This window comes from Brevundimonas sp. TWP2-1 (assembly GCF_049897645.1).
In the GTDB taxonomy this organism is placed as follows: domain Bacteria; phylum Pseudomonadota; class Alphaproteobacteria; order Caulobacterales; family Caulobacteraceae; genus Brevundimonas.
Genome location: NZ_JAFCWR010000002.1, coordinates 162,719 through 188,724, shown reverse-complemented (window position 1 = coordinate 188,724; position 26,006 = coordinate 162,719). Strand labels below are relative to the sequence as shown.

Sequence of the window (26,006 nt, the reverse complement as noted above, 5' to 3'; positions counted from 1 at the left end):
GCGGTTGAGTTCGCCCTACAGCCGCCCCTTCCTGAAGCGCTCCTGCGCCTCCGCTGCCGCATCCGCGCGCCATCGCTTGGGCGCCGACTTGTCCACCTCTTCCCCCGCGCCGGTCAGGGCTTCGTTGGCGAACTCCAGGTCCATCAGCTTCATGCGCTTGATCTCGTCGCGCAGGCGGCCGGCTTCTTCGAACTCCAGGTTGGAGGCGGCCTCGCGCATGCGGCCTTCCAGGTCGCGCAGGGCGGCCTGGAAGTTGGAGCCGACGAAGGGTTTGGAGGCCTCGGCCACGCCGGGCCGGGTGATCCGGTCCATCTCGCGCGACTCATAGGGGCTGGCCATGATCTCCTTGATGTCGCGCTTGACGCTCTCGGGGGTGATGCCGTGTTCGGTGTTGTAGGCGACCTGGCGTTCGCGGCGGCGGTCGGTCTCGGCGATGGCGCGCTCCATACTGCCGGTCATGCGGTCGGCGTACAGGATGACGCGGCCGTCCACGTTGCGCGCGGCGCGGCCGATGGTCTGGATCAATGAGGTCTCGGAGCGCAGGAAGCCCTCCTTGTCCGCATCCAGGATGGCGACCAGGCCGCACTCGGGGATGTCCAGCCCCTCGCGCAGCAGGTTGATGCCGATCAGGCAGTCGAACGATCCCAGTCGCAGGTCGCGCAGGATCTCGATCCGCTCCAGCGTGTCCACGTCGGAGTGCATGTAGCGGACGCGCACCCCCTGTTCGTGCATATATTCGGTCAGGTCCTCGGCCATCTTCTTGGTCAGGGTGGTGACCAGGCTGCGGTAGCCCTTGGCCGTCGTCGCCTTGACCTCGTCGATGACGTCGTCGACCTGGTTGCGGGTCTTGCCCGAGACGGGGCGGATCTCGACCGGCGGGTCGATCAGGCCGGTGGGGCGGATGACCTGTTCGACGAAGACGCCGCCGGCCTGTTCCATCTCCCACGGGCCGGGGGTGGCGCTGACGTGCACCGTCTGGGGGCGCATGGCCTCCCATTCCTCGAACTTCAGCGGGCGGTTGTCGATGCAGGAGGGCAGGCGGAAGCCGTATTCCGCCAGGGTGGATTTGCGGCGGTAGTCGCCCCGGAACATGCCGTTGATCTGGCCGATGGTGACGTGGCTCTCGTCCACGAACAGCAGGGCGTTGTCGGGGATGTATTCGAAGAAGGTCGGCGGCGGCTCGCCCGGCGCGCGGCCGGTCAGCCAGCGGGAATAGTTCTCGATGCCGGCGCAGCTGCCGGTGGCCTCCATCATCTCCAGGTCGAAGCGGGTGCGTTGTTCGAGGCGTTGCGCCTCCAGCAGTTTGCCGTTCTCGACCATCCAGTCCAGCGTCTCCTTCAGCTCGGCCTTGATGCCGCTGGTGGCCTGGTTCAGCGTCGGGCGCGGCGTCACATAGTGGCTGGCGGCGTAGACGGTGATCTCGGTCAGGTCGGCGGTCTTCTTGCCGGTCAGGGGATCGAACTCCTGGATCGCCTCCAGTTCATCCCCGAACAGGCTGATGCGCCAGGCGCGATCTTCCAAGTGGACCGGGAAGATCTCGATCACGTCCCCGCGCTTCCTGAACATGCCCCGGTCGAAGTTCAGGTCGTTGCGCTTGTACTGCAACGCGATCAGATCCGCCCGCAGCTTGCCCTCATCGATCTGGTCCCCGACCTTCAGCGTGAACGTCATCGCCGTATAGGTCTCCACCGACCCGATGCCGTAGATGCAGGACACCGACGCCACGACGATGACATCTTCCCGTTCTAGTATCGCCCGAGTAGCCGAGTGCCGCATCCGGTCGATCTGCTCGTTGATCGACGAATCCTTCTCAATGTAGGTGTCGGTTCTCGGAACGTAAGCTTCCGGCTGATAGTAGTCGTAGTAGCTGACGAAATATTCGACGGCGTTGTCGGGGAAGAAGCTCTTGAACTCGGAATAGAGCTGGGCCGCCAGCGTCTTGTTCGGGGCCAGGATCAGGGCCGGGCGCTGGGTCTGTTCGATCACCTTGGCCATGGTGAAGGTCTTGCCCGAGCCGGTGACGCCCAGCAGCACCTGATCCCGGTCACCCGCCTCGGCCTGGGCCACCAGTTCGGCGATGGCGGCGGGCTGGTCGCCGGCGGGGGTGTACTTCGTCTCCAGCCGGAAGCGCCCGCCTTTTTTCTTGCCCTCGTGCGAGGGGCGGTGCGGCACCCAGTCGGCGGGGGCCGCGATGGGCTCTTCCGGCGTCAGGCGCGGGCCGGTGACGGGGGCGAACATCGGCATGGCCTTGGCCGGCTTGCCCCCCTTCTGGCCCGTGTCCCGCACGAACTGCGCCGACGCCTCCTGAACGCCCGGATTGGGCACGTGAACGGGCTTGACCGGCTTGGCGGCGGCGGGCTTCGGCGTCGAAGAACGGTTCATGAACAGAACTTAGTGAGTGCTGGCAGGTCTCGCCATAGCGTGTGGGGCTGCAAGCCGTTGCATCTCGAATGTTGGGATAAAACTTTTCGACAAACGGCGTGATGTAACAAGTTAATGCTCATTTTGGCCAGAACTGCGGCATTTCGCGCGCAATTCAACCGTGTTGTCGACGCAGCCATGACTTTTTTCAGTTGTGATGCGTCCGCATTGCGCCTAGGGCTGTCACACAATCGATATATTACGTATATCGGTGATACATACCTGCGATATGCGGGTTTCGTTAAGTATCGTGTCAATACAGATTGTGAATGAGGCGTATGCGTAACCGTAAGAATCATCTCCTTGCGTCGACCGTGGTCGGCGGAATTGTTACAGCATCGCTTGCGATGTTTGCTCCATCCATCGCTGCAGCACAGGATGCTGCCGTTTCACAATCCAGTGAAGCTTCAACCGTCGATGAGATCGTCGTCATCGGTTCGCGCATTCGCCGCGACAACTACAATGCGCCGTCGCCGACCCAGGTCGTGACGCGTGAAGAAGCCACGCTTCAAGGCTTCGCCTCGACGACCGAAGCGCTGCAAAGCACGGCCGTCACCGGCGGCACCTCGCAGATCAACAACTCCTACGGCGGCTACGTCACCGATGGCGGCCCCGGCGCCAACACCATCGGCCTGCGCGGCATGTCGCCCAGCCGCACCCTGGTTCTTCTGAACGGTCGTCGCGTTTCGCCGGCTGGTTCGCGAGGTTCGGTCGGCGCTGCCGACTTGAACGTGCTGCCGACCGCGATGATCGATCGCGTCGAAATCCTGCGCGACGGCGCCTCCTCGGTTTACGGCTCCGACGCCGTCGCCGGCGTGGTCAACATCCAGACCCGCAAGAACATCGACGGTGTGACGATCGAAGGCCAGCGCAACGAGCCGCTGGAAGCCAATGGCGCGGGCGGTTCGACCCGTCTGTCGCTGACGGCCGGAACCAGCGGCGACCGCTGGCGCGCCGCCGGCTCGGTCGAGCGCTACGAGCGCGACGAACTGACCCTGCGCGACCGTGAGTTCACGCGTTGCCAGACGGACGGCTTCCGCAACGGCCAGGACTATATCGACCCGCTGACCGGCCAGTCGAAATGCTATCCGATCACCACGACCGGCTCGAACGGCGTCACCATCAACACCATCGGCACCGGTACTCTGGCCGGCGTCCCCGCCGCGGGTGCGGTCGGCTCCACCTTCAACCGCTGGCGTCCGAACTCCGCCGTCAGCACCGGTCTGGTCGGCTTCGAAGGCGTCGGCGGCGGCGCCAATGACGTCAACGTGCGCGACACCTTTGAAGATCGCATGCTGAACGAGTCGCTGATCTCGCCGGTCGAGATCACCACCCTGTACGGCGAAGCCGGCTATCAGCTGCAGGCGCTTGGCGATGCCGAAATCTACGGTGAAGCCCTGTTCAACCGTCGCAAGTCTTCGCAGACCGGTTACCGCCAACTGGCGCTGGACTATGCCGTCGGCAGCCCGCTGATCCCGGCTAATCTTCAGGGGAGCGTCGCCTTCGCCGATCAGGGCCTGAACAAGGGTCAGAACGTCGGCGTCCGCGCCTTCATCGGCTTTGGCAACGACTACTCCGAGCAGGAGGTCGATTTCGGCCGCTACGTCGCAGGCATCAAGGGCAACTTCTTCATCCCCGAATGGCGCTACGACGCATCGTTCAGCTACTCGCGCTCCAAATCGACCTACACCAGCGAGCAGTTCCTGACGGATCGGCTGATCGAGACCCTGGATGTCGTCCAGACTGCGCCGGGCCAGTTCCAGTGCGCTCAACTGGGCGCCAACCCCGGCTGCGTCGCCGCGCCCGTACTGAACACTCAGACCATCGGCGGCGTTCTGCCTCAGAACTGGGTCGATTACGTGTTCCGTCCGGTGACCGGCACGACCGAGTTCACCGAGAAGGTCGTCAGCTTCGGCATCGACGGTCCGCTGTTCAGCCTGCCTGCTGGCCGCGTGATGGGCTTCTTCGGCGCCGAATGGCGTGAATCGGAAATCGACGACACGCCGGGTCTCGATAGCCAACTGGGCAACACCTACAACTTCTCGACCTCGGCCATTACGCGCGGTTCGGACTCGGTGAAGGAGGTCTTCGGCGAGATCGAAGCGCCCATCATGGCGGATATGCCGTTCGCCAAGGAGCTGACGCTGAACGGTTCGTTCCGCTATACGGACTATGACTCCTACGGCGACGACACGACCTACAAGATTGGGCTGGTCTATCGTCCGATCGACTGGGTTACGGTTCGCGGCACCTACGGCACGTCGTATCGCGCACCCGCCCTGTTCGAGCAGTTCGTGGGCGCAACGACCGGCTTCCAGTCCAACACCCTGGATAGCTGCAACAACTACGGCGCGCCGAACGTGAATCCGAACCGGGTCGCCAACTGCACCGCGCAGAGCCTGCCGGGCGACTTCCAGTCGGTCACCAGCATTCGTGTCGTCACTTCGGGCGGCGCCGATGCCGGTCTGTCGGCCGAAACCTCGACTAACATGACGGTCGGTCTGGTGCTTCAGCCGCCTCTGCCGTCGTCCTGGGGTGATCTGTCCTTCGCCGTCGACTATTACGAGATCGAAGTCGACAATGGCGTCTCGCGCACCGGTGCTGGCGAAATCCTGACCCGCTGCTACGATTCAAACCCCGCCGACTTCGCCGCCGACAACGGCTTCTGCCGGCTGGTTACCCGCAGCACGGTCGATAACAGCCTGACGGTCCAGGACAGCTACATCAACCTGGCCACCGACAACGTGAAGGGCCTCGACTACACCGTGCGTTATCGCAAGGATGTCGGTCCCGGAACGGCGTTGTTCAACCTGGCTGTGACGCAGTACACGGAAATCTCGAGCAAGCTGTTCGCCGAAGATCCGCTGGAAGACTTCACCGGCATGATCAACAATCCGGAGTTCACCGGAACGGCCGACGTTTCCTACGCCTGGGACAAGTGGCGCGTGCGTTACGGCGTCGAATGGATCCAGGGCACAGACAGCTACGAGTACTATGGCGAAGATCCGGCGACTTCGGACTACGACCTGGCGACCGACGACTACTGGCTGCACAACACCTCGGTCCAGTATGCGTCCGACGGTTGGACCGCTACGCTCGGCGTTCGCAATCTGTTCAATGACAACCCGCCGACCATCTCGTCGGGCGTATATAACCGGGTCGGCAACGCCCCGCTGTATTCGGGCTACGACTACCTGGGCCGCACGGCCTTCGTAAACCTGACCAAGTCGTTCTAACCACGACATCAGGGCGACTGACTAAGGGCGGCGGACATCGGTCCGCCGCCCTTTTTCTTTGGTGTCAAAGCGCGACCGCTTGACTCTCACACACAGTATGCCGCATACACTGTATGTCATACACTATGTGACGCACGGAGATGGCGCGTGAGCGAGAACGATGAGGCGCTGCTGTTCGAGAGCTTGCGGCTGGAGCTACGGCGGGGGTCGTTGATCCTTGCCGTGCTGGCGAGCCTGAGGCGCGAACAATACGGCTATTCGCTGCGGGTCGCCCTGGGCGAGGCGGGGGTCGAGATGGAGGAGAGCACCCTGTATCCGCTGCTGCGCCGGCTGGAGAGCCAGGGGCTGCTGGACAGCGAGTGGCGCGAGGAGGAGCGGCGCAGGAAGCGGTTCTATCGCCTGTCGCCGCGCGGGGAGGCGATGCTGGCGCGGCTCGCGACCGAATGGCGCGGCCTGTCGGCCTCGCTGGAGAAGATGCTGTGAACACCGGGAAAGAGGGAGAGACGGGCATGGACCTCGTCGAACGTTATCTGAAGACCTTGGCGGCGCAGTTGCCCAAGGACAGTCGCGACGACATCGTCGCCGAGCTGCGCGACGAGATCATGGGGCGGATCGATGCGCTGGAGGCGCGCCTGGGTCGTGCGCCCAGCGACGACGAGGTCGAGGCCCTGCTACGCGAGGTCGGGCATCCCCTGACGGTGGCGGCGCGCTATCGATCAGGCCCGCAGGCGCTGATCGGGCCGGAGCTCTATCCCTGGTGGATGTTCGGGGTGAAGGTCGGGCTGACGGTCATGGCGTGCGTGACCCTGATCGGGCTGGCGGTTCGTGTGCTGGTCGGCGACGTCTATGTGGGCCAGGCGATCGGGCAGGGGATCGCCAGCCTGTTCAGCGGGGCCGTGACCATCGTCGGCCTGCTGACCGTCGCCGGCTTCATTCTGGAACGCCAGGAGAAGAAGCCGGACTTCATCGCCAGATGGCGGGTCAAGGATCTGGGCATGTTCGAACTGGGCGGCGATTTCGACGCCGAACAGTGGGGCCAGAAGCTGGCGCGCGGCGACTGGTCTTCGTCCAAGGCCAAACCCGACGCCAAGCCCGGCGCCGAGGTGCGCAAGAGCGCCGAGATGTCGCCAGTGGCCCGGGCTGTGGCCAGCGCCATCGGCTGGGCCGTGGTGCTGCTGTGGTGGACGGGCCTGCTTCAGGTCGCGCCGATCCGGCCAGAGGATCTGGCGGGCGTCGTCGACGGCGTCGATTACGGGCGGATCCTGGGCGAGATGGTGCGCGCCGCCTATTGGCCGGTCGCCTTGTTCGCGGCCTGCCGTGTCGGGTTCGACCTGATGCGGGCGGCGTCGGGCGGAAACGTGCGGCTGACGGCGCTGGGCGATCTGGCGTTCGGGATCGCGGCGGCCTGGGGGCTGCTGTGGGTCTGGTTCTGGTCGGCGTTGTCGCCGCTGATCTGGGTCGGAACGGCGACCGACTTCGTGGAGCGGGTGCGGGTGCTGATCGGCCGCTCGGGCGAGGACGTGGGCGGGGTGGCGACGATCCTGATGGTCGTGGTGGTCTGGGCCTTCGCCGCAGAGGTGGTCCGGGTGGTACGGGCAGGAGCGCGCCTGATCGTGGGTCGCTGAAAAACAGCCCTTTCCGCGACGGGAGGGGCTGAACCTTCAGGCGGTTGCGCCGTTGGGGCCAAGCGGCGCCGTTCTGGACCGCATCGGGGCTGGGTTATCGCGTGACATTACAACAGGGTTTGGCGTTCGGCCTGGTGGGCCTGACGGTGGCGGCCTTCATCTGGGGCCGCTTCCGTTATGATCTGGTGGCGCTGGCGGCGCTGGTCGCGGGGCTGGCCGTCGGCGTGATCCCGGCGGAGGACGCGTTCGCGGGCTTCGCCAACGACGTGACAGTCATCATCGCCTGCGCCCTGATTGTTTCGGCGGCCTTCGCCCGGTCCGGCATCGTCGAGATGGCGCTGAAGCGGGTCCTGCCGCACCTGAAGACGGAACGCAGCCAAGTTCCGGTGCTGACCACGGCGGTGACCCTGCTGTCCATGGTGACCAAGAACGTCGGCGCCCTGGCCATCATGATGCCGGTGGCGCTTCAGGTGTCGCGAAGAACGGGCACGCCGCAGTCGCGGCTGCTGATGCCGATGGCCTTCGGCGCCATGGCGGGCGGCATGGTGACCCTGGTGGGCACCTCGCCCAACATCCTGGTCGCAGAGGTGCGTCAGGACATCGTCGGCCAGCCGTTCCAGATGTTCGACTATGCGCCCGTCGGTCTGGCGCTGACGGCGGCGGCGCTGGTGTTTCTGGCGTTCGGCTATCGGCTGTTGCCCAAGGATCGAACGGGCACGCTGGGACTGTCCGCCGCCTTGTCGGCCAACGCCTATCTGACCGAGGCGCGCGTGCCTGACGGCTGGACGTTCGACCGCACCACCATCACCGCCCTGTCGGCCATGGCGCCCGATGCGATCAAGGTGATGGCCCTGATCCGCAACGGAAAGCGACGCACGCGGCCTCGCGGGAACACCCAGGTCCAGGCCGGCGACACCCTGCTGCTGAAGGGCGACCATGAGGCGCTGGAGGGTTTCATTGACGCGACGAAGCTGAAGCTGGTGCGCGGGGACCGGCCCGTCCTGCTGGAACAGGCCAAGGACGAGGTGCATCTGGTCGAGGCGGTCGTGGGCGCCGAGTCTCCGCTCACCGGCCAGTCGGTGCGGCAGTTGGACCTCTACGGCCAGCACGGGCTCAATTTGTTGGGCGTGTCGCGCAGCGGTTATGAACTGACCCAGCATCTGCGGACGGCCAAGTTGCAGGCCGGCGATGTGCTCCTGTTGCAGGGGTCAGAGGCGGCTTTGCCCAAGGTGCTGGCCGAACTGCAGCTGCTGCCGCTGGCCGAGCGCGAGGTGCGGCTGGGCGGCAAGCGACGCAAGTACCTGCCGGCGGTGGTGCTGGCGGCGGCGATGGTGATGGTGGGGTTCGGCATTCTTCCCGTGGCCATCGCCTTCTTCGGCGCGGCGGTTGTGATCGTGGCCCTGGGCGGCTTGCGGATGCGGGACGCCTATGCGGCGTTGGACGGGCCGTTGCTGGTCCTGATCGCGGCGCTGATCCCCGTGTCCGACGCCATCCAGCAGACCGGCGGGGCCGACCTGATCGCCAGCCATCTGAAAGCGCTGTTCGACGGCATCCCGCCGGTGGTCGCCGTGGCGGGGATGATGGCCGTGTCGATGGCGGTCACGCCCTTCCTGAACAACGCCGCCACGGTGCTGGTCGTGGCGCCCATCGCCGGTGTTCTGGCCCAGCAGTTGGGTCATCGGCCCGACCCCTTCCTGATGGCGGTTGCGGTGGGGGCCGCGTGCGACTTCCTGACCCCCATCGGACACCAATGCAACACCATGGTCATGGGGCCAGGCGGCTACAAATTCTCGGACTATCCGAAGCTGGGTGCGCCGTTGAGCCTGCTGGTATTGGTCATCGGGCCGCCGATGATCCTGCTGTTCTGGCCCATGTGACGATCGCCTCTTGACGGCGTGTAACCTATAGGTGATATGTTACCTCAAGGTTACTTCAGGAGGATGTCATGAGCAATGACGAAAGCGGTTACGCCGGGGCTGTGGTTCGGCAGATGAAGACGGAACGCGGCAGGTGCTGGTGGAGCGGGATCGTCATGGCGGTCGTCGGCGCCGTCGCGCTGGCCGGCGGAACGGGCTTCGCGATCCTTTTTGGGACGGAGGGGGATCAGGCGACGGCCGCCGGCGTGGTGGCAGGCATGGGCTTTGCTGTGGTCCTCATCGGGTCGATCTTGGCCTGGTTTGGGCGGCCAGGCCGACCGATCGATATGGCGACGAGCGGCGAGGGCGCCCAGCGCGACAAGTTTCAACGCGCGCGGACCCAACAGCTGGTGATCTACCCCGCCGTGCTGCTGCTGTTCATGGCCCAGGCCCACAGCGCCGTGCAGCGTGTCTTGGGCGGGGACCATAACCTCGGCGCCTACGTCCAGATCCTGCTGCCGGTCCTGTACGGCTGGCTGATCCCCGTGCTGGTCATGGGGTGGGACTGGCATGCAAAGAAGAACCGCCGCCTGCTGGAGGATGAACTGACCCAGGTGATGCGGGCGCAGTCGATGATCCTGGCCTTCGTCGTGCTGATGAGCGGCGTGACCGTGGCCTTGGGTCTGGGGCTGTGGCGCGCGGACTATGGCGTGATGGCCTTGCCCTATGTGCTGGCGCTGGGCGGTGCATCGGCGGGGTTGCGGTTCGCCTGGCTGGACCGAGAGGCCGGCCGCGATGGGTGATCCGCGACTGGGGTCACGGCTCAAGGAACTGCGCACTGCCGCGGGCCTGACCCAGCAGGGGCTGGCCGACAAGGCGAGCGTCTCGCGCAAGACCATCAATACGGTCGAGAACGGCGTCTTCGTGCCCTCCACCGTCCTGGCGCTGGAACTGGCGCGGGCGCTGGACACGACGGTGGAGGCGCTGTTCTTCCTGAAGGACTGATCCGATCCCCGATCCGATCCATGTCCGAAAACCGCGAGACATGGCGAGGCGGCGGGGGCATCCTGTCCCCATGGAACAGCCCCTGGATCAGGACGCCTGCTGGCGCGCCGTCGTGGCGCGGGACGCCCGCTTCGACGGGCGTTTCTTCACCGGCGTGACCTCGACCGGGATCTATTGCCGGCCGGTCTGTCCGGCGCGCACGCCGAAGCGGGAAAATGTGGTCTTTCATCCGACGGCGGCGGCGGCCGAGGAGGCGGGGCTTCGGGCCTGCCTGCGGTGTCGGCCCGAGACCGCGCCCGAAATGGGCGCCTGGCGGGGCACGTCGAATACGGTCAGCCGGGCGCTGGCCATGATCGAGGCGGGCGCGCTGGATAGGGGCGATGCGGAGGCGCTGGCGACCCGGCTGGGCATGGGCGAGCGGCAACTGCGCCGCCTGTTCCGCCAGCACCTGGGCGCCGCCCCGGTCAGCGTGGCCCAGACGCGGCGCGTGCTGCTGGCCAAACAACTGATCCACGAAAGCGACCTGTCGATGGCGGAGGTGGCGATGGCTTCCGGCTTCGGCAGCGTGCGACGGTTCAATGAGACATTCCAGGCCCTCTACGGCCGCGCGCCGTCGGACCTGCGCCGACGCAAGGTCGAGGGCGAGCCGGGCGGGGTGATCAAGATCAACCTGTCCTACCGGCCCCCCTATGACTGGGCCGCCATGATGACGACGCTGGCGATGCGCGGCGTCGCGGACGAGGCGGTGGTCGATGGTGTCTGGACCCGGCGGCTGCGCATCGACGTGGATGGCACGGACGGGTCTGTGACGGTGCGCCCCGCCGCCATGGGCAGGGCGGCGGTCGAGGTGCGGGTCGGCGAGCTGACGGCCTTGCCCGGCGTTCTGGCGCGTGTGCGGCGGGTGTTCGATCTCGCCGCCGATCCCGAGGCGATCACGCGCGACCTGTCGGCCGATCCCGTCCTGCGAGCGGCCGTCGAGGCCCGGCCGGGACTGCGGCCGGCGGGCGACTGGATCGACGCGGGCGAGGATGCGCCCAGCGATCGGCTGACGACGACGGATGCGGCCTTGATGGCGCGCGCGGAGCAGTGGCGGCCGTGGCGGGCCTATGGCGCCCTGTACTGGACCCTGATCGAGGAGCGGCGAGATGACAAAGCAGCCTGAGATGCATCTGACCCTGGACCGAATCCCTTCGCCGGTGGGCGAGGTGCTGGTCGTCACCGATGCGGACGGCGCGGTGCGGGCGCTGGATTTCCACGACTATGAGGCGCGGCTGCGACTGCTGCTGCGTCGTCACTATGGCGAGGTCGTCCTGACCGAAGGCCGGGCGCCGCAGCCGGTGCGTCAGGCCGTCGAGGCCTGGTTCGGCGGAGACCTGACCGCCTTCGACGCTGTCGAGGTGAAGACCGGCGGCACGGATTTCCAACGCGCCGTCTGGCGGGCCCTGCGGGATATTCCCGCCGGCGAGACGCGCACCTACGGCCAGCTGGCGACCGCGATCGGCGCGCCCAAGGCGGTGCGGGCGGTCGGTCTGGCCAATGGCGCGAACCCGGTCGGGGTCATCGTGCCCTGCCACCGCGTGATCGGGGCGAACGGGACGCTGACCGGCTATGCCGGCGGGCTGGAGCGCAAGCGTTGGCTGCTGGCGCACGAGGCGGGCGGGCGGTTGCTTTAGCTGGTCGGCGGTGGAGGCGTCGGCGAGAGGGGAGAGATCACCTGATGGGCGGTCGGCGGGGCGCCGGCCTTCAGCTGTGCGATATAGTCCAGTTCACGCTTGGCGTTTGCGTCCTCGGGATCGATTTCGAGTGCGGCCTCGTAGGCGGCCTTGGCCTCGTCCAGTCGATCCAGTTCGATCAGGCTGAAGCCGCGCCGGCGATGGAACGGGCCGCGATGAAGAACCATCAGCATGTCGTTGTCAGCCAAGGCGGCGTCCGCCAGGGCCAGGGCGTCGTTCCAACGCGCCAACCCCTGCAGGGCGGCGGCCTTTTCAACGAGCAACAGCCAGTTCTTCGGCTGGACCTTCAGCACGCGATCCAGATAGGCGATGCCCTCGTCATAGCGACGCGCCTCGACCGCCTCCGAGGCGAGCATCAGCGCGATGTCGCCATAGACGTTCGGCAGCGCCGTGGCGCCCTTGGCGTTTCCGCCGTCCTTGGCGGCGGCTGCGGACAGGCCGATCATCATGATCAGCACGTCGCCCGGATCGGTGACCCTGACCACATGCTGACCTGATTGCTCGACCAATTGGCCATAGTCCGCAGGCATCCGGTCCAGCGCCTGGCGAAGCGCCGGAAGGCGGTGGGCGAGCGCGGGATAGCCCCGGCGTTGAAACTCGGCGTTGGCCTGAACGAAGAGGTCGTGATCCTGGCGTTCCTGTCGCGACATTTGCGGTGTGTCGGCGGCGGCCGCCGCAAGGGCGGGCGCGGGAGCCGTCGCCATGGCGGCCGTCGATAGCGCCAGAGCTGCAGCCAGAATCCTCAGCATGATCATCCGCTCTCCCCTTCGGTTCTCCGACAATAGGCGCAACCTGAGGGGGTTGGCGAGGCCTAGTCCGGCACTGTCTGCCGTCAGCGACGCGTGAACCGTTCGGGGGGCAGGGCGGCGTGGGTGAAGCGGGCCTGACGCACTGCGCCCTTGAAATAGTTCACCCGGTTCATGCGACAGCCGACCGAGGCGCGACCCGGTCCCTGGGGCTTGAACGGCACGGCATTTTCGCCCTGCAGCACGCCGTCGACATAGGCGCGGTACATGACGCCGTCGAAGGTCTGGGCGACGTGGAACCACTGGCCGCAAGGGTAGAGGCGCTCGGGGAAGATCAGGGTGTGGTTGTAGCCGGGGCCGCGCGTGAAGGCGTCCAGGTACCAGCGGTCCCGAACCACCCGAATCTCGAACAGGAAGCGCGTCTGGGGCGGCGGCTGGCCGGCAGGCGCCTCTTCGGCGAGGTGGAACCAGCGCTGCTCGAAGGCGCCGCCGTCGGGCCGGAACAGGGCCTCGAAGGTGAAGGTCTCGGCCCCGGCCAGCGGGTGGTCCTCGATGAACAGGGCGTCGCCCACGCCGTCGAACAGCACCGCGCGACCATAGGGACTGTCGATCAGGGTCGGGTCGCCCTCGACGCTGGTCGCGACCCCGCCGATGTCTGCCAACCGATCAAAAGTCCACACCGTCCGGCGCGGCGCGGCGGTCTGCATCGTCGCGCAACCGGGCAGGATCGCGCCCGCGACGCCCGATGCGCCCAGGGCCATCAGGCGGCGGCGGTCCAGGGGCAGGGCGTCAGGCATGGCTCGGTCTCTCGGCGGTTTTGTCGCGCGACACTATGGGAATAGCCGCGCGAGGCAACGGCATGCGCTCCGGTTCGTTATCCGCATCCCTACAGACTGGAGTATCGACGATGAAACTTTCCAATGGCGCGCTGGTGGCGGTGGTCGACGGCGAAAAGCTGGCCCTGTTCAAGAACACGAACGCTTCGGAGATCAAGCTGACGCCGCTGGAAAATCCCCCCATTGCGGATCGCGTTTCCGGCTCGGCCGGTCGGCGTTCGAATGAGGCCAATCCTGACAACGACACCCAGGCCGAAGACGGTTTCGCCATGGGGGTCGCAGAGGTGCTGAACAAATGGTCGGTCACCAACAAGATCGACGAACTGCTGGTGATCGCCGCGCCCAAGACCTTGGGCGAACTGCGCAAGCACTGGCACAAGGACCTTCAAGGCAAGCTGGTCGGCGAAATCGCCAAGGACCTGACGGGGCACTCCAGCGACCAGATCGCCGCAGCGATCGACAAGGCGTGACCTAAATCGGTCGGTCGCTGCATCGCAGATGTGCAATCGACCTGTCGCCAGCGTTTGAAAGGGCCGCATATCGCCGCAATGCAATATGCGGCCCTTCTGTTTCAGCGGGTGAGTCCACAGCGATGAAATCGCGAAATAATCTCAGCGCTTAGAACGAGCTGGCGATCATCCAGCACGTTAGTAGTTGTGGTCAAAATGCGACAGCATTGCCACAAAGTTGCAGCATTTCGTTGATCTTCGATTGACGCCTGCTGCATTGCAGCAAAATCCTTGCAGCCATCGCGACTCCTCTCGCGATGATTGGGGATAATCATGCATAAAAAAGCGGTTTTCCGCTCGATCCTGCTTGGCGGATCGATTCTGGGCGCCATTTCGACGCCTGCCTTCGCTCAATCTACGCCGGACCAGCCGTCCGAGGTCGATGAGATCGTCGTCACGGGCTCGCGCCTGTCTGCGACCGCCGCGACGCAGGCGGCCCAGCCGGTTCAGGTGGTGACGGCGCAATCGATAGAGGCCCAGGGCGTGACGCAGGTCGCCGACCTGCTCGACCGCATCCCGGCGCTGCAATCCTCGACCAGTTCGGCCCAGGCGAATGGCGGCGCCGCGACCCTGAACCTGCGTGGCATGGGGGCGGAGCGCACCCTGACCCTGGTCAATGGGCGCCGCTATGTCGCCGGCGTGCCCGGATCGGCCGCCGTGGACGTCAGCAGCATTCCGGCCGGCCTGATCGAGCGTGTCGAAGTCCTGACCGGCGGCGCCTCCGCCGTCTATGGGTCCGACGCGGTCACCGGCGTGGTCAACTTCATCCTCAAGGACGACTACGAGGGCACCGAAATGACGGTGCAGGGCGGCCTGTCTGGCGAGGGCGACGCCGAGGAGTTCTATATCTCGCTGCTGCATGGCCGAAACTTCGACAATGGGCGCGGCAACTTCACGATCGGGGTGCAGGGCAACGAACGCTCCGAGCTCTACTACGGGCATCGCAGCTATTCGAAAAACAACGGGACCTACGACGACTACACCAACCCCGCGCTCTTCTTCCAGGTCGGCGATCCCCTGCCTCCAGGCCGCACCCTGGCCAATACACGAGGTCGGACCATCCTGCTGGGCGGCGCGCCGCGTTACGTCGGGACGGATGCGTCGCTGATCACGCGCGCCCAGACGGCGACCCCGCGCGCCTTCATCGCCGACCCCCGCTTCTCGATCTCCAGCACCAGCGGCCTGATCGGCATCGATCTGGACGGCGACGGCTATGCCGACCCGGCGGGCTTCTTCTCCAATCCGCAGGTCAACGCCGACTGCAACACCAACCGCAACGGCCAGCTCGGCTATGGCTGCTACACGGTCGATCCGGTCACCGGGCAGCTGCGGCCTTTCCAGGACGGCCTCTATGCCGGCTCCTCCAACCAGTCGGGCGGCGACGGCGCGGCCCAGGTCTTCGACAACCAGAGCCTGCTGCCCAAGGAGTCGAGCTATTCGGTCAGCTTCACGGCCAACTACAACCTCTCGACCTTCTTCAACCCGTTCGTCGAGATCAATGCGTCGTGGAACAAGGGCACGACGTTCAGCCCCTACAACACCTATGACGACTCCATCCCCATCTCGCTGGACAACCCCTTCATTCCGGCGGCGCTGAGGGCCCTGGTCAACGCCGAGATCGCGGCCGACCCCAGCGTCGCAGGCACGGCTCAGATCGCGCTTTCGCGAGACCACATCGACATCTTCGATCCCAAGGCCGTCAGCGATCGCCGCACCTATCGCGCCGTGGTCGGCACGCGGGGCGAGCTTGATCTGGGCTGGAACTACGAGCTGTCGTTCAACTATGGCCGCACCGAGCGGGACACGACCTTCGCCGTGCGGCTGGAGGACCGCTTCTTCGCCGCTCTCGACGCCGTCACCGATCCGGTGACCGGCCAGGCGGTCTGCCGCTCTACCCTCGATCCCACGGCGGCGCCGCCCATTTCGGGCCTCTATCCCGAGTTCGGCGGGCCGGTGCCGAACCCGTTCCAGACCTTCACGCCGGGCGCGGGTTCGGATTGCCGCCCGCTGAACCTGTTCGGCCTGGGCAACGTCAGCCCGGAAGCCTCGGCCTTCGTCGGGCCGCTGGCGACCGACACCTCCCTGATCCAGCAGACGGTCGTCTCGGGCTTCCTGGCCGGCGATCTCTCGCGCTGGTTCAGCCTGCCGGGCGGCCCGATCAGCTTCGCCATCGGCGGCGAGTATCGCAAGGAACAGAGCGACTTCAATCCGAACGACTATGACGAGCAGGGCGTGACCTTCCGCTACGCCACCACGGCCGCCGTGTCCGGTGAGTTCGAGGTATCGGAAGGGTTCGTCGAGATCAGCTTCCCGCTGCTGGCTGACCTGCCGTTCGCCAAGACCCTGACCCTGAACACCGCCGCGCGGTTCGGCGACTACAGCAACATCGGCAATACGGAGACCTTCAAGGCTGACCTGGTCTGGGCGCCGGTGACCGACGTCCGGTTCCGCGGGGGCGTGGCCAAGGCCGTGCGTGCGCCGAACATCGCCGAACTGTTCACGCCTTTGCAGACCACCGGCTTCCGTCCGATCGATCCCTGCTCGGCCGAGAACATCACGCAAGGGACGAGCACGCGCGAGGCCAACTGCCGGGCGGATCTGGCCCGTTACGGCGTGACGGTCAGCTCCACCTACGACTTCGAAGATCCGTTGACGGCCCAGTTCTTCGGCGCCGCCGGCGGCAACCCCGATCTGCAGGCCGAAACCTCGGATTCGTGGACCGCGGGCATGGTGCTGCAACCGCGCTTCATCCCGAACTTCACGCTGACGGCCGACTACTGGAACATCAAGATCGAGAACGCCATTGCGTCGGTCTCGGCCCAGGACATCGTCAACAGCTGCTATGACGCGCCCAGCATCGCCAACCAGTATTGCGCCCTGCTCAGCCGCGACGACCGTCCCGGTTCTCTGACCCAGGGTGGACTGGACTATCTGCAGCAGAGCCAGGTGAACTTCGCCGGGCTGGAGGCGTCGGGCGTCGATTTCAACGCCGTCTATCGTCTGGATCTGGGTACGTTCGGCAAGTCGGAGTGGGGTTCGCTGGCCCTGGGCGTCGGCGGCACCTGGCTGGAGGATCGCAACGACTTCCCGTTCGTGGCGGATGCAACCCTGGCCAATCCGGTCAAGGAGCAGTTGAACTCGCCCGAGTGGGTGGTCAACACCTCCGTCCGCTGGAGCGTGGGCGACTTCACCGCCGGCCTATTCTCGAACTATCAGAGCAAGCAGACGCGTTCGGGCGTCGAGATCGAGAATACGGTGTCCTTCGACGCGCCGTGGAACGATCCGATCTGGACCCACGACGCCTCGCTGTCCTGGGACATCGACGGCAAGAGCGACCTGATCCTGGGCGTCAACAACCTGACGGACGAGGAGCCGTTCCTCAGCACGGTGGCGACCCCGGTTTCGGCGCGCGGCCGCTATTTCTTCGTGCGGTTCAACAAGAAGCTCTGATCACCGTCAGAAAAAGAGGGGCGGCGGCCGGAAACGGTCGCCGCCCTTTGCTCGTCAGGCGCCGTCCAGAAACAGCCTACAGGCCGGATTGGCGGTCTCGTCCACGTAAGGATAGCCCAGGTCGGCGAGGGCGGCGGTCAGTTGGGCCTGCTCCTGCGGGGGCACGCTGATGCCGGCCAGCACCCGGCCCACGTCGTCGCCGTGGTTGCGATAGTGGAACAGGGTCAGGGCCCAGGCGGGCTGGAGGCTGTTGAGGAAGCGCAGGAAGGCGCCGGGGCGTTCGGGGAACTGGAAGCGCAGGATGCGTTCGTGCGGCAGGCCGACGGTGCGACCGCCGACCATGTAGCGGACGTGCAGTTTGGCGGTCTCATTGTCGCTCATGTCCTCGACGGCGTAGCCGCCGCTGCGGAGCGTGGCGATCAGGTCGTCGCGCTCGTGCGGGCCGTTGCGCAGCGCGACGCCGACGAAGATCTGGGCATGGCCGTCGCCGGACCAACGGTAGTTGAACTCGGTCACCGACCGGCCGTCCAAGCTGTCGAGGAAGCGGCGATAGTCGTCGCGGTCGTCCTTCATCGCCACGGCCAGCAGGGCCTCGGCGCCCTCGCCGATCTCGGCCCGTTCGGCGACGTGACGCAGCCGGTCGAAGTTCAGGTTGGCGCCCGAGTTGACGGCGATCAGCGTCCCCGCGCCGGGATGGGCGGCGGCCCAGGCCTTGAGGCCCGCCAGGGCGACGGCGCCCGAGGGTTCGGCGATGGCGCGGCTGTCGTCGAAGATGTCCTTGATGGCGGCGCAGATGGCGTCGGTGTCCACCAGGACGATCTCGTCCAGCAGATCCTTGCAAAGGCGGAAGGTGTGATCCCCGGCGCGGCGCACGGCCACGCCGTCGGCGAACAGGCCGACCTCGTTCAGGGTCACGACCTCGCCGGCGTCGATGGACGCCTTCATGGTGGGGGCGTCGACCGGCTCCACCCCGATGACGCGGGTGTCGGGGCGCAGGAATTTGACGATGGCGGCGACGCCGGCGGCGAGGCCGCCGCCGCCGATGGGCACGAAGACGGCCTCGATGGGGTCGGCGTGCTGGCGGGCGATCTCCAAGCCCACCGTGCCTTGGCCGGCGATGACGTCGGGGTCGTCGAAGGGATGGATGAAGGCGGCGCCCGTCTGGCTCTCCAGATCGCGAGCATAGGCATAGGCCTCGTCGAAACTGTCGCCGTGCAGGACCACTTCGCCGCCCAGGGCGCGGACGGCCGCGACCTTGATGCCGGGGGTGGTGGTCGGCATGACGATGGTGGCGGGGATGTTGCGGCGGGCGGCGGCCAGGGCGACCCCTTGGGCGTGATTGCCGGCCGAGGCGCAGATGACGCCCTTGGAAAGTTCTTTCTCCGACAGGGCGGCGATCTTGTTGTAGGCGCCGCGAATCTTGAACGAAAAGACCGGCTGCAAATCCTCGCGCTTCAGCAGAACAGGCCGGTCGAGCCGCACCGACAGGCGGCGCAGCGGGTCGAGAGGCGTTTCCTCCGCCACGTCATAAACGCGGGCGGTGAGGATGCGGCGGATGGTGTCCTGCATGGAAATGTCGTGAATAGGGTTGAAACGGCAAAGAAGTGGGCTGTCATCTAGGCGAAATCGGCCGTCATGGGAACGGTTTTTGCAGATTCGGGCCCTCGGCGCTTGCGGAGTGCGGCTTTGCATTTCCTCTTGCACCGCGTTCGCATCGGCCTACATTGTTCCCGCTTATGCTAACTTTGAGCATAAGGGTCTAGGGAGACGGTCATGGCGGACGGCGCCTTTGGTCTGACGAAGGAACTGGAGCGGGAGACCGCCGGGGTGTGGGCGAAGGTCAAGGACCACGTCACGCCTTTGGAATGGCCGGCCCAGGCGCGGTTGATCAGCGAGATCAACCGGCTGAAGCGCGAGCGCGACGCCGTGATCCTGGCCCACAACTATATGACGCCCGAGATCTTCCACGGGGTCGGCGACTATGTCGGCGACAGCCTGGGCCTGGCCAAGGAGGCCGCTCGGTCGGACGCCAAGGTGATCGTCCAGGCAGGCGTGCACTTCATGGCCGAGACGTCGAAGATTCTGAGCCCGGAAAAGACCGTGCTGATCCCCGACCTGCGGGCGGGCTGTTCGCTGGCGTCTTCGATTACGGGGGCGGATGTGCGGCTGATCAAGCAACGCTATCCGGGCCTGCCGGTCGTGACCTATGTGAACACCACGGCCGATGTGAAGGCCGAGACCGACATCTGCTGCACCAGCGCCAACGCCGTCCAGGTGGTGGAATGGGCGGCGAAAGAATGGGGCGTGGACCGGGTCATCCTGATCCCCGACGAATATTTGGCGCGCAATGTCGCGGCCCAGACGACGGTCGGGATTATCGCCTGGAAGGGCCGCTGCGAGGTGCATGAACGGTTCACGGTGGACGACATCGCCGAGATGCGCGCCGCCTATCCGGGCGCTGAAATCCTGGCCCACCCCGAATGCCCCGAAGACGTGCTGGCGGCGGCGGACTTCGCCGGTTCGACGGCGGCGATGACCGACTATGTCGAGACGCGCCGGCCCAAACAGGTGGTCCTGATCACCGAATGTTCGATGGCCTCGAACGTGGCCGGCGACGTGCCGGGCGTGCAGTTCATCGGTCCGTGCAACCTGTGCCCGCACATGAAGCGGATCACGCTGGAAAACATCCGCGACTGCTTGCTGCACATGCAGTTCGAGGTGACGGTTCCGGCCGACATGATCGAGCGCGGACGCCTGGCGGTGCAGCGGATGATCGACCTGCCGCCGCCGCTGGTGCCCGCGCGCTACGACCTCGTCAAGGCGCGGCATCACGTCGATGTGGAGCTGATCTGAGCGACGCGGCGATCGGTCCCGGCGACGGGACGGTCGTCCGCGCCCATCTGGACGCCATGAGCAACACCGACACCCCAAATCAAACGCCCGCGCGCACGCCCGGCCCCTGGGATATCAAGCCGGACGAGGCGATCGCGCGCGAGGCCGCACAGACGCCTGCCGTCGAAGCCCCAGTCGAGAAGGACCAGAGCCTGGTCTGGGCGCTGTTGTCCACGGCCCTGATGGGCGGCTTCCTGTGGTGGGTCACGGGCAGCGCCATCGTGGCGGGCGCGGTGCTGATCGGCCTCTTCGTCCACGAGGCGGGGCACGCCCTGGCGATGAACAAGCTCGGCATGGGGCCGGCGCGAATCTACATCATTCCCTTCCTGGGCGGGCTGGCCAAGGCGCGACGGGAGCCGAAGAGCGAATGGGACGGCGTGCTGGTGTCGCTGGCCGGGCCGGCGTTCGGCCTGCTGGCCATGATCCCCTTCGTCGGGGTGTGGATGGCGATGGGGCAGGGCGAATGGCTGATGGGGGCCTTCTTCATCGCCATGCTGAACCTGGTGAACCTGGTCCCTGCGCCGCCGCTGGACGGGTCCAAGGCCCTGGGGCCGGTGCTGACGCGCGTGCATCCGCGGCTGGAGCAGATCGTGCTGCTGGTCATCGGCGTGGCGGTGGTCTGGTGGGGTTTGACGACCGGGCGGTTCATCTTGGCCGCCTTCCTGGCGCTGTCGGTGTTCAGCCATCTGAAGCGCGGCGTCTGGCGCGCGGCCTGGGGCACGCTGAGCTGGCCCGAGGCGGGCAAGAGCCTGGGGCTCTATCTGCTGACCCTTGCCGTATGTGCGGCGGCGGCCGTCGGCGCCCTGATGCCGATGACCGGCGGCGATCCGGCCGGCGCGATGCAACTGGGCCTGAACTATCTCGGAGTGCGCGGATGACCCGAACGCGGCATGACGGACCGCTGATCGTCGGCGCAGGCCTGGCTGGCCTATCGGCCGCGCTGGAGGCGGCGAAGGCGGGCGTGAATGTTCTGGTCGTCACGCCGGAATCCCTGTTGAACGCCTGTTCGTCGGCCTGGGCGCAGGGCGGTATGGCGGCGGCCCTGACGGCGCAGGATTCGGCTGAACGTCATGCGAAGGACACCGAGGCGGCGGGCGCTGGCCTGGTCGATCCGGGCGCGACACGGGCCTTGACCGAGGCGGGGCGCGAGACGGTGGAATGGCTGGCGGCCCTGGGCGCGCCGTTCGACCGGGATGCAGACGGCGGCTTCGTCGTCAGCCTGGAGGCGGCCCATTCCGTTCCCCGCGTGGCGCGGGTCGGCGGCGACGGGGCCGGGCGGGCCATCCTGTCGGCCGTGGTCGCGGCGGTGCGGGCCGAGAAGCTGATCGAGGTGTGGGACGACGCGCGGCTGAAGGGCCTGCTGCAGGACGCCGACGGCCGTGTGGTCGGGGCGGTGGTCGTGCGCGGCGGACGTCTGGTCGAGATCACGGCGACGACCGTTGTGCTGGCCACCGGCGGGGCGGGCGGCCTGTTCGCGGCGACCACGACCCCGGCGGCGCTCAAGGGCGAGGGAATGGCGCTGGCTGCGCGTGCCGGTGCAGAAATCCTCGATCCCGAGTTCGTGCAGTTCCACCCCACCGCCATCGACGTAGGGCTCGACCCCGCGCCCTTGGCGACAGAAGCCTTGCGCGGCGAGGGGGCGCGGCTGATCGACGGACAGGGCCGGTTCCTGCTGGGCGACGAAGCTGACGCCGATCTGAAGCCGCGCGACGTGGTGGCGCGGGCGGTCCATGCGGCTCGGGCCGAGGGGAGGGGCGCCTTTCTGGATGCGCGCACGGCCATCGGCGAGGCCTTCCCGCACGAGTTTCCCGCCGTCTTCGCCGCCTGCATGCGCAGCGGACTGGATCCGCGCATCAGCCCCATTCCGGTGATGGCGGCCTGCCACTATCACATGGGCGGGATCGCCGCCGACGCCGATGGGCGCACCACGGTGGCGGGCCTCTATGCGGTGGGAGAATGCGCGGCGACGGGGGTGCACGGCGCCAACCGGTTGGCCTCCAACTCCCTGCTCGAAGCGGCGGCCTTCGGTCGGCGCGCGGGCGTGGCGGCTGCCCTGGAAACAGGCGGCGGCCGTCCCGCGCCGGTCGAGATTGCGCCTGATCTGCCTGACGCGGCGATGGCCGAACTGCGGACTGCGATGACGGCCCATGCGGGCGTGGTGCGCGATGCGGCGGGGCTGTCGGCCCTGATCGCGCTGATCGACAGGCTGGAGGTCCAGCACGGGCCGGCGGCCGTCCTGCTGGCGGCGCGGCTGATCGCCCGGGCGGCGCTGGATCGGCGCGAGAGCCGGGGCGGTCATTATCGCTCGGACTATCCTCAGACGGCGGCGCACGCCGACCATACGCGGGTGCGGATCACGCGCCCGGCGGCGCTGGAGGCGGCGGAATGAGACGGCTTGCCGATGTCCTGATCGAACCCGTCGTGCGCATGGCTCTGGCCGAGGATCTGGGCCGGGCGGGCGACGTGACCGCCATGGCCTGCATTCCCGAGGGCGCGCGCATGAAGGCGGCGTTCGCGGCGCGCAAGCCGGGCGTGCTGGCCGGGATCGATTGCGTGCGGCTGGCGGTGCTGGCCATGGATCCGAAGGCGTTCGTGGACGTGCGCCTCTATGACGGCGACGCCTTCGACGCCGGCGCGGTGCTGGCGGTGGTCGAGGCCGACGCCCGCGCCTTCCTGTCGGCCGAGCGGACGGCGCTAAACCTCGTCGGACGGCTCAGCGGCGTGGCGACCCTGACGCGAACCTATGTCGATGCGGTCGCCGGAACGAAGGCGCGGATCGCGGACACGAGGAAGACCACGCCGGGTCTGCGCGCGCTGGAAAAGCACGCCGTGGCCTGTGGCGGTGGAATGAACCATCGCTTCGGCCTGGATGACGCCATCCTGATCAAGGACAATCATGTCGCTGTCTGTGGCGGGGTCGCCGAGGCCGTGCGACGGGCCAGGACCTTCGCCCCGCACCTGATGAAGGTCGAGGTCGAGGTGGACGGGCTGGGTCAGCTGGACGCCGTTCTGGCCCTGATCGACGAGGGCGCGGCGCCGGACGTAATCATGCTGGACAACTTCAGCCTGTCAGACCTGCGGGCCGCCGTGGCGCGCGTGGCCGGGCGGATCGTGCTGGAGGCGTCGGGCGGGGTCGATCTGACGACCGTGCGCGGCATCGCCGAGACGGGCGTCGAGGTGATCTCGGTCGGCGCCCTGACCCATTCGGCACCGGTTCTCGATATCGGTCTGGACGCGCTCTAGGCGCCAGACCCTCCAGACCAGGGCCGATCAGGCGGGGCTGGAGGCCGTTTCGACGATGTCGGTCTTGGCGGGGGCTTCGGCCGGACGCGCGGGACGGGAAACCGGCTGGGCGTTGGCGGCGCGGGCGGCGGTCGGCGCCGGGGTCGTCGCGGCGGCCGGGCGCGGCGTCGTCGCCGGCTGGGCGGCCGGAGCCGGCAGGGACCGGCCTTCCTGCGCCAGCACCATCGTATAGGCCACGGCCTGTCCGGCCTGACGCGCGGTCTCGACCGGGTTGAGGCCGGCCTGGATCAGGCGCGGCTGTTCCGCAGGCGCCGAAGGCCGCGCGGCATAGGTGAAGGCGCCGCTGGAGCCCGAACGTCCGCCGAAGCGGTAGAACAGATGGCTGCCGACCTGGCTGACCTGAACCAGCGACGAACGCCAACCCGGCGCGACGGCGGTGGTGTGGAAGTGGGTGGCGTTGCCGACGCGGGCGAAGACCGATCCCGACATGGCGTCCGACGCGACAGCGCGCGCGCGGTTCCAGGCGGTCTGGTTGACGCGACCGCGCATCACGCCCGAGCAGGTGAAGGAGAACTGGCAGCCGGTGCTGCGGGCCGCGCCCTGGAACACCACGCCGCAGACGGTCTTGGGAAAGGCGGGGTGGCGCACGCGGTTCAGGACGACCTGGGCCACGGCCTTCATGCCGTCGCCGCCTTCGCCGCGGGCTTCATAATAGACGGCCTGGGTCAGGCAATCGAGGTCGCGGCTGGCGTCCAGGGCGTTGGCCATCTGGAAGGGGCGGGCGGCGGTCGGGGCGGTCAGGCTGGCGCGGCGCAGATTGGCGTCGCCGGGTGCACGCAGTTGTTCGAGACGGGCGGCCAGCAGTTCGGCCTGTCGGTCGCGCTGGGCCGAGCCGGCGCTGGTATAGGGATCGTGGCGACGCGCGATGGTCAGGGCGCTGGCGTCCAAACCGCCGGCGGCGGCGGCGAGCGCTTCTTCGGTGAAACCGGCGGCGGTGGCGCCCTGAATCCGTTCGGCCTGGGCGCGCAGCGTCGTCGCGCGCGCCGTCGTGCCGCCCAGATAGGCGCAGCCGATCGCCAGTCCCACCAGACCGCCAAAGGCTGCGGCTGCCGTCATGGGCTTGATCTTGGCCACACGATCGGCGCGCAGAATGGCGCGCGTCTGCGAGGAATGCGACAACGAGATAGTCCTGTTCAGCAGGGCGAGAAACGCGGCCCCCGGGGGTAGTCTTGCCGGCGAGGCGACTCTGCGGTCGCATTCTAGCCTGCAATTTCCGGCGCTCGGCTCACTGGCCCGGGCGTCGAGGACGGGCCTTTAGCCAGCCTTTTATGGCCTCAATGTGTTCGATTCGCAATCCGATGGTTAAGGTGGCGAAACGACTAGATATTTTTCAGATGGGTGACGGCTTGTGGCGGAAATCCGGCGCATCTTGCATAGTCGAACTACCGAATACTGTATTCGGTTACACAGAAACTGCCCGTCGAACGACGTGTTGCGGTGCAGCAGATTAACGGCGGCGTCTTTGTCTGTTCAAGAATGTGACGCCGCGCGTAATCGCTACTAAAGCGAAAGGCCGGAACCGCGGCGTCGCGTTCGCATTCAAGCTTGGCCTTTTGGAGAGAAGCGCCATGTCCCGAACACTCGTCCTGACCGCCGCCGTCGCCGCCGCCCTGACCCTGGCCGCCTGTGGCGCAACCATCGAACAGAAGGCCGCCAGCGGCGCCATCGCCGGCGCTGTCGTGGGCGGCCCTGTGGGCGCCGCCGTCGGCGGGGCCGCTGGAGCGGCCGTGGGGCAGGCGCAAAAGCCGAACTGACCGGGCGCCGACCGCGCCCGTTCGGACGGCAACCCTTGTCATCGGGCGGGCGCGACCTACCTTAGTAACGGCGTGCGATGGCGACGCCATCGCACGCCAAATGACTCGCAGGACCGATTTCCTGGCGGCGAACCTTGATTTTCGCTCGCTTATCGGCTTTGTGCCCCCCGCTTCGGGATGCGCGTTTTTTCGCCGCCTGACCCCCGACGGCCGCCCCTGGCCGTTCACAAGGAACCCTGACGCTTTCGCATGAAAGATCTGAAGACCGGATTCTCCGACCGCATTACCGCCCAGCAGGAAGCCAAGAAGGCCCTGCTCGCCAAATTCAAGCCGAAGGCCGCTGCGCCCGACCCCGAATTCGATCGGCTGGCCGAGAAGCGCGCCGCCGAAAAGGAAGCCCTGCGTCAACAACACGAGATGGCCAAGGCCGAACAGCGCCGCGAGAAGGCCGATAAGGACGCCGCACGCATGGCTGCCGATCTCGCCGCTCAGGAAGCGATCGAGGCCGAGAAGCGCGCCGACCGCAAGGCGCGCAAGCAGTTGACCAAGGAAGAGCAGAAGGAAAAGCGCGACGCCCGTTACGCCGCGCGCAAGGCGCGCCGCTAGGCGCAAGCCGACTGCTGAAAAGATCGACGCGTCG

At 66.9% G+C, this 26,006-nt stretch carries 21 protein-coding genes; 16 read left to right on the top strand and 5 right to left on the bottom strand.

All coding sequences use genetic code 11. From position 1 onward, the window contains the following. Positions 1–15: 15 nt before the first annotated feature. A complete protein-coding gene (gene uvrB / locus ACP7BH_RS11135) occupies positions 16–2,382 on the bottom strand; it encodes an excinuclease ABC subunit UvrB (RefSeq protein WP_425985169.1) in 2,367 nt (788 codons plus the stop codon). 386 nt (positions 2,383–2,768) lie between these two features. On the opposite strand from uvrB, the gene ACP7BH_RS11130 reads away from it, so the two are divergent. From ACP7BH_RS11130 to ACP7BH_RS11095, 8 genes are all read left to right on the top strand, one after another. Beyond that, a complete protein-coding gene (locus ACP7BH_RS11130) occupies positions 2,769–5,657 on the top strand; it encodes a TonB-dependent receptor plug domain-containing protein (protein ID WP_425985167.1) in 2,889 nt (962 codons plus the stop codon). Between the two features lie 147 nt (positions 5,658–5,804). Next, a complete protein-coding gene (locus ACP7BH_RS11125) occupies positions 5,805–6,140 on the top strand; it encodes a PadR family transcriptional regulator (RefSeq protein WP_425985165.1) in 336 nt (111 codons plus the stop codon). Positions 6,141–6,166: 26 nt separating this feature from the next. Beyond that, positions 6,167–7,282, top strand: a complete 1,116-nt coding sequence (locus ACP7BH_RS11120; protein WP_425985163.1) for an HAAS signaling domain-containing protein — start codon at positions 6,167–6,169, stop codon at positions 7,280–7,282. Between the two features lie 101 nt (positions 7,283–7,383). Beyond that, entirely contained in the window at positions 7,384–9,159 is a 1,776-nt protein-coding gene (locus ACP7BH_RS11115) for an SLC13 family permease (protein ID WP_425985161.1), read from the top strand. 68 nt (positions 9,160–9,227) lie between these two features. Further along, complete coding sequence (locus ACP7BH_RS11110; protein WP_425985160.1) at positions 9,228–9,941, top strand: hypothetical protein; 714 nt, start codon at positions 9,228–9,230, stop codon at positions 9,939–9,941. Next, positions 9,934–10,143: a helix-turn-helix transcriptional regulator gene (locus tag ACP7BH_RS11105; RefSeq protein ID WP_425985158.1), complete on the top strand. Its 210-nt coding sequence runs from the start codon at positions 9,934–9,936 to the stop codon at positions 10,141–10,143. Before ACP7BH_RS11110 ends, ACP7BH_RS11105 begins: the two co-directional genes overlap by 8 nt. A gap of 70 nt (positions 10,144–10,213) precedes the next feature. After that, a complete protein-coding gene (locus ACP7BH_RS11100) occupies positions 10,214–11,305 on the top strand; it encodes a bifunctional transcriptional activator/DNA repair enzyme AdaA (protein ID WP_425985156.1) in 1,092 nt (363 codons plus the stop codon). Next, the gene (locus ACP7BH_RS11095) at positions 11,289–11,816 is read left to right on the top strand and encodes a methylated-DNA--[protein]-cysteine S-methyltransferase (protein ID WP_425985154.1); all 528 of its coding nucleotides are present in this window, start codon (positions 11,289–11,291) and stop codon (positions 11,814–11,816) included. The genes ACP7BH_RS11100 and ACP7BH_RS11095 overlap by 17 nt, the downstream gene beginning before the upstream one ends. Here ACP7BH_RS11095 and ACP7BH_RS11090 read toward each other — a convergent pair. Together ACP7BH_RS11090 and ACP7BH_RS11085 are read right to left on the bottom strand one after the other, a co-directional pair. Next, positions 11,813–12,625: a tetratricopeptide repeat protein gene (locus ACP7BH_RS11090; RefSeq protein ID WP_425985152.1), complete on the bottom strand. Its 813-nt coding sequence runs from the start codon at positions 12,623–12,625 to the stop codon at positions 11,813–11,815. The genes ACP7BH_RS11095 and ACP7BH_RS11090 overlap by 4 nt on opposite strands. 83 nt (positions 12,626–12,708) lie before the next feature. Continuing rightward, positions 12,709–13,419 (bottom strand): LamG-like jellyroll fold domain-containing protein, encoded by a 711-nt coding sequence (locus tag ACP7BH_RS11085; protein ID WP_425985150.1) that lies wholly within the window; start codon positions 13,417–13,419, stop codon positions 12,709–12,711. Between the two features lie 110 nt (positions 13,420–13,529). Between ACP7BH_RS11085 and ACP7BH_RS11080 the strand changes: the two genes are divergently transcribed. Together ACP7BH_RS11080 and ACP7BH_RS11075 are read left to right on the top strand one after the other, a co-directional pair. Beyond that, positions 13,530–13,928, top strand: coding sequence for a host attachment family protein (locus ACP7BH_RS11080; RefSeq protein ID WP_425985148.1), 399 nt, complete (start codon positions 13,530–13,532; stop codon positions 13,926–13,928). A gap of 312 nt (positions 13,929–14,240) precedes the next feature. Continuing rightward, positions 14,241–17,417, top strand: a complete 3,177-nt coding sequence (locus ACP7BH_RS11075) for a TonB-dependent receptor domain-containing protein (protein WP_425985146.1) — start codon at positions 14,241–14,243, stop codon at positions 17,415–17,417. Positions 17,418–17,471: 54 nt separating this feature from the next. Here ACP7BH_RS11075 and ilvA read toward each other — a convergent pair whose 3' ends face one another. Continuing rightward, positions 17,472–18,986, bottom strand: coding sequence for a threonine ammonia-lyase, biosynthetic (gene ilvA / locus ACP7BH_RS11070; protein ID WP_425985144.1), 1,515 nt, complete (start codon positions 18,984–18,986; stop codon positions 17,472–17,474). Between the two features lie 204 nt (positions 18,987–19,190). On the opposite strand from ilvA, the gene nadA reads away from it, so the two are divergent. From nadA to nadC, 4 genes are read left to right on the top strand one after another with little or no spacing between them, the layout of a single operon-like run. Beyond that, complete coding sequence (nadA, locus tag ACP7BH_RS11065; protein WP_135194877.1) at positions 19,191–20,270, top strand: quinolinate synthase NadA; 1,080 nt, start codon at positions 19,191–19,193, stop codon at positions 20,268–20,270. A gap of 56 nt (positions 20,271–20,326) precedes the next feature. After that, a complete protein-coding gene (locus ACP7BH_RS11060; RefSeq protein WP_425985142.1) occupies positions 20,327–21,187 on the top strand; it encodes a metalloprotease in 861 nt (286 codons plus the stop codon). Then, a complete protein-coding gene (locus ACP7BH_RS11055; protein WP_425985140.1) occupies positions 21,184–22,698 on the top strand; it encodes an L-aspartate oxidase in 1,515 nt (504 codons plus the stop codon). The genes ACP7BH_RS11060 and ACP7BH_RS11055 overlap by 4 nt, the downstream gene beginning before the upstream one ends. Further along, positions 22,695–23,552 (top strand): carboxylating nicotinate-nucleotide diphosphorylase, encoded by an 858-nt coding sequence (gene nadC, locus ACP7BH_RS11050; protein ID WP_425985138.1) that lies wholly within the window; start codon positions 22,695–22,697, stop codon positions 23,550–23,552. The genes ACP7BH_RS11055 and nadC overlap by 4 nt, the downstream gene beginning before the upstream one ends. A gap of 27 nt (positions 23,553–23,579) precedes the next feature. On the opposite strand, the gene ACP7BH_RS11045 is transcribed toward nadC, so the two are convergent. Continuing rightward, positions 23,580–24,668 carry a cell wall hydrolase gene (locus tag ACP7BH_RS11045; RefSeq protein WP_425985135.1) on the bottom strand — a complete coding sequence of 363 codons (1,089 nt, stop codon included), beginning with the start codon at positions 24,666–24,668 and terminating at the stop codon, positions 23,580–23,582. Positions 24,669–25,180: 512 nt separating this feature from the next. Here ACP7BH_RS11045 and ACP7BH_RS11040 point away from each other — a divergent pair. After that, on the top strand, positions 25,181–25,366 hold the full coding sequence (locus ACP7BH_RS11040) for a hypothetical protein (RefSeq protein WP_425985134.1): 186 nt from the start codon (positions 25,181–25,183) through the stop codon (positions 25,364–25,366). Positions 25,367–25,615: 249 nt separating this feature from the next. Then, the gene (locus ACP7BH_RS11035) at positions 25,616–25,972 is read left to right on the top strand and encodes a DUF6481 family protein (RefSeq protein ID WP_135194882.1); all 357 of its coding nucleotides are present in this window, start codon (positions 25,616–25,618) and stop codon (positions 25,970–25,972) included. The last annotated feature ends 34 nt before the right edge of the window (positions 25,973–26,006 follow it).

Bases quoted from the DNA above. Each gene is read 5' to 3' on its own strand.
- ACP7BH_RS11120 (WP_425985163.1), top strand. From the start codon at position 6,167: ATGGACCTCGTCGAACGTTATCTGAAGACCTTGGCGGCGCAGTTGCCC.
- ACP7BH_RS11110 (WP_425985160.1), top strand. From the start codon at position 9,228: ATGAGCAATGACGAAAGCGGTTACGCCGGGGCTGTGGTTCGGCAGATG.
- ACP7BH_RS11075 (WP_425985146.1), top strand. From the start codon at position 14,241: ATGCATAAAAAAGCGGTTTTCCGCTCGATCCTGCTTGGCGGATCGATT.
- nadA (WP_135194877.1), top strand. From the start codon at position 19,191: ATGGCGGACGGCGCCTTTGGTCTGACGAAGGAACTGGAGCGGGAGACC.
- ACP7BH_RS11130 (WP_425985167.1), top strand. From the start codon at position 2,769: ATGTTTGCTCCATCCATCGCTGCAGCACAGGATGCTGCCGTTTCACAA.
- ACP7BH_RS11045 (WP_425985135.1), bottom strand. From the start codon at position 24,668: ATGACGGCAGCCGCAGCCTTTGGCGGTCTGGTGGGACTGGCGATCGGC.
- nadC (WP_425985138.1), top strand. From the start codon at position 22,695: ATGAGACGGCTTGCCGATGTCCTGATCGAACCCGTCGTGCGCATGGCT.
- ilvA (WP_425985144.1), bottom strand. From the start codon at position 18,986: ATGCAGGACACCATCCGCCGCATCCTCACCGCCCGCGTTTATGACGTG.
- uvrB (WP_425985169.1), bottom strand. From the start codon at position 2,382: ATGAACCGTTCTTCGACGCCGAAGCCCGCCGCCGCCAAGCCGGTCAAG.
- ACP7BH_RS11095 (WP_425985154.1), top strand. From the start codon at position 11,289: ATGACAAAGCAGCCTGAGATGCATCTGACCCTGGACCGAATCCCTTCG.
- ACP7BH_RS11035 (WP_135194882.1), top strand. From the start codon at position 25,616: ATGAAAGATCTGAAGACCGGATTCTCCGACCGCATTACCGCCCAGCAG.
- ACP7BH_RS11055 (WP_425985140.1), top strand. From the start codon at position 21,184: ATGACCCGAACGCGGCATGACGGACCGCTGATCGTCGGCGCAGGCCTG.
- ACP7BH_RS11090 (WP_425985152.1), bottom strand. From the start codon at position 12,625: ATGCTGAGGATTCTGGCTGCAGCTCTGGCGCTATCGACGGCCGCCATG.
- ACP7BH_RS11060 (WP_425985142.1), top strand. From the start codon at position 20,327: ATGAGCAACACCGACACCCCAAATCAAACGCCCGCGCGCACGCCCGGC.
- ACP7BH_RS11080 (WP_425985148.1), top strand. From the start codon at position 13,530: ATGAAACTTTCCAATGGCGCGCTGGTGGCGGTGGTCGACGGCGAAAAG.
- ACP7BH_RS11085 (WP_425985150.1), bottom strand. From the start codon at position 13,419: ATGCCTGACGCCCTGCCCCTGGACCGCCGCCGCCTGATGGCCCTGGGC.
- ACP7BH_RS11105 (WP_425985158.1), top strand. From the start codon at position 9,934: ATGGGTGATCCGCGACTGGGGTCACGGCTCAAGGAACTGCGCACTGCC.
- ACP7BH_RS11100 (WP_425985156.1), top strand. From the start codon at position 10,214: ATGGAACAGCCCCTGGATCAGGACGCCTGCTGGCGCGCCGTCGTGGCG.
- ACP7BH_RS11040 (WP_425985134.1), top strand. From the start codon at position 25,181: ATGTCCCGAACACTCGTCCTGACCGCCGCCGTCGCCGCCGCCCTGACC.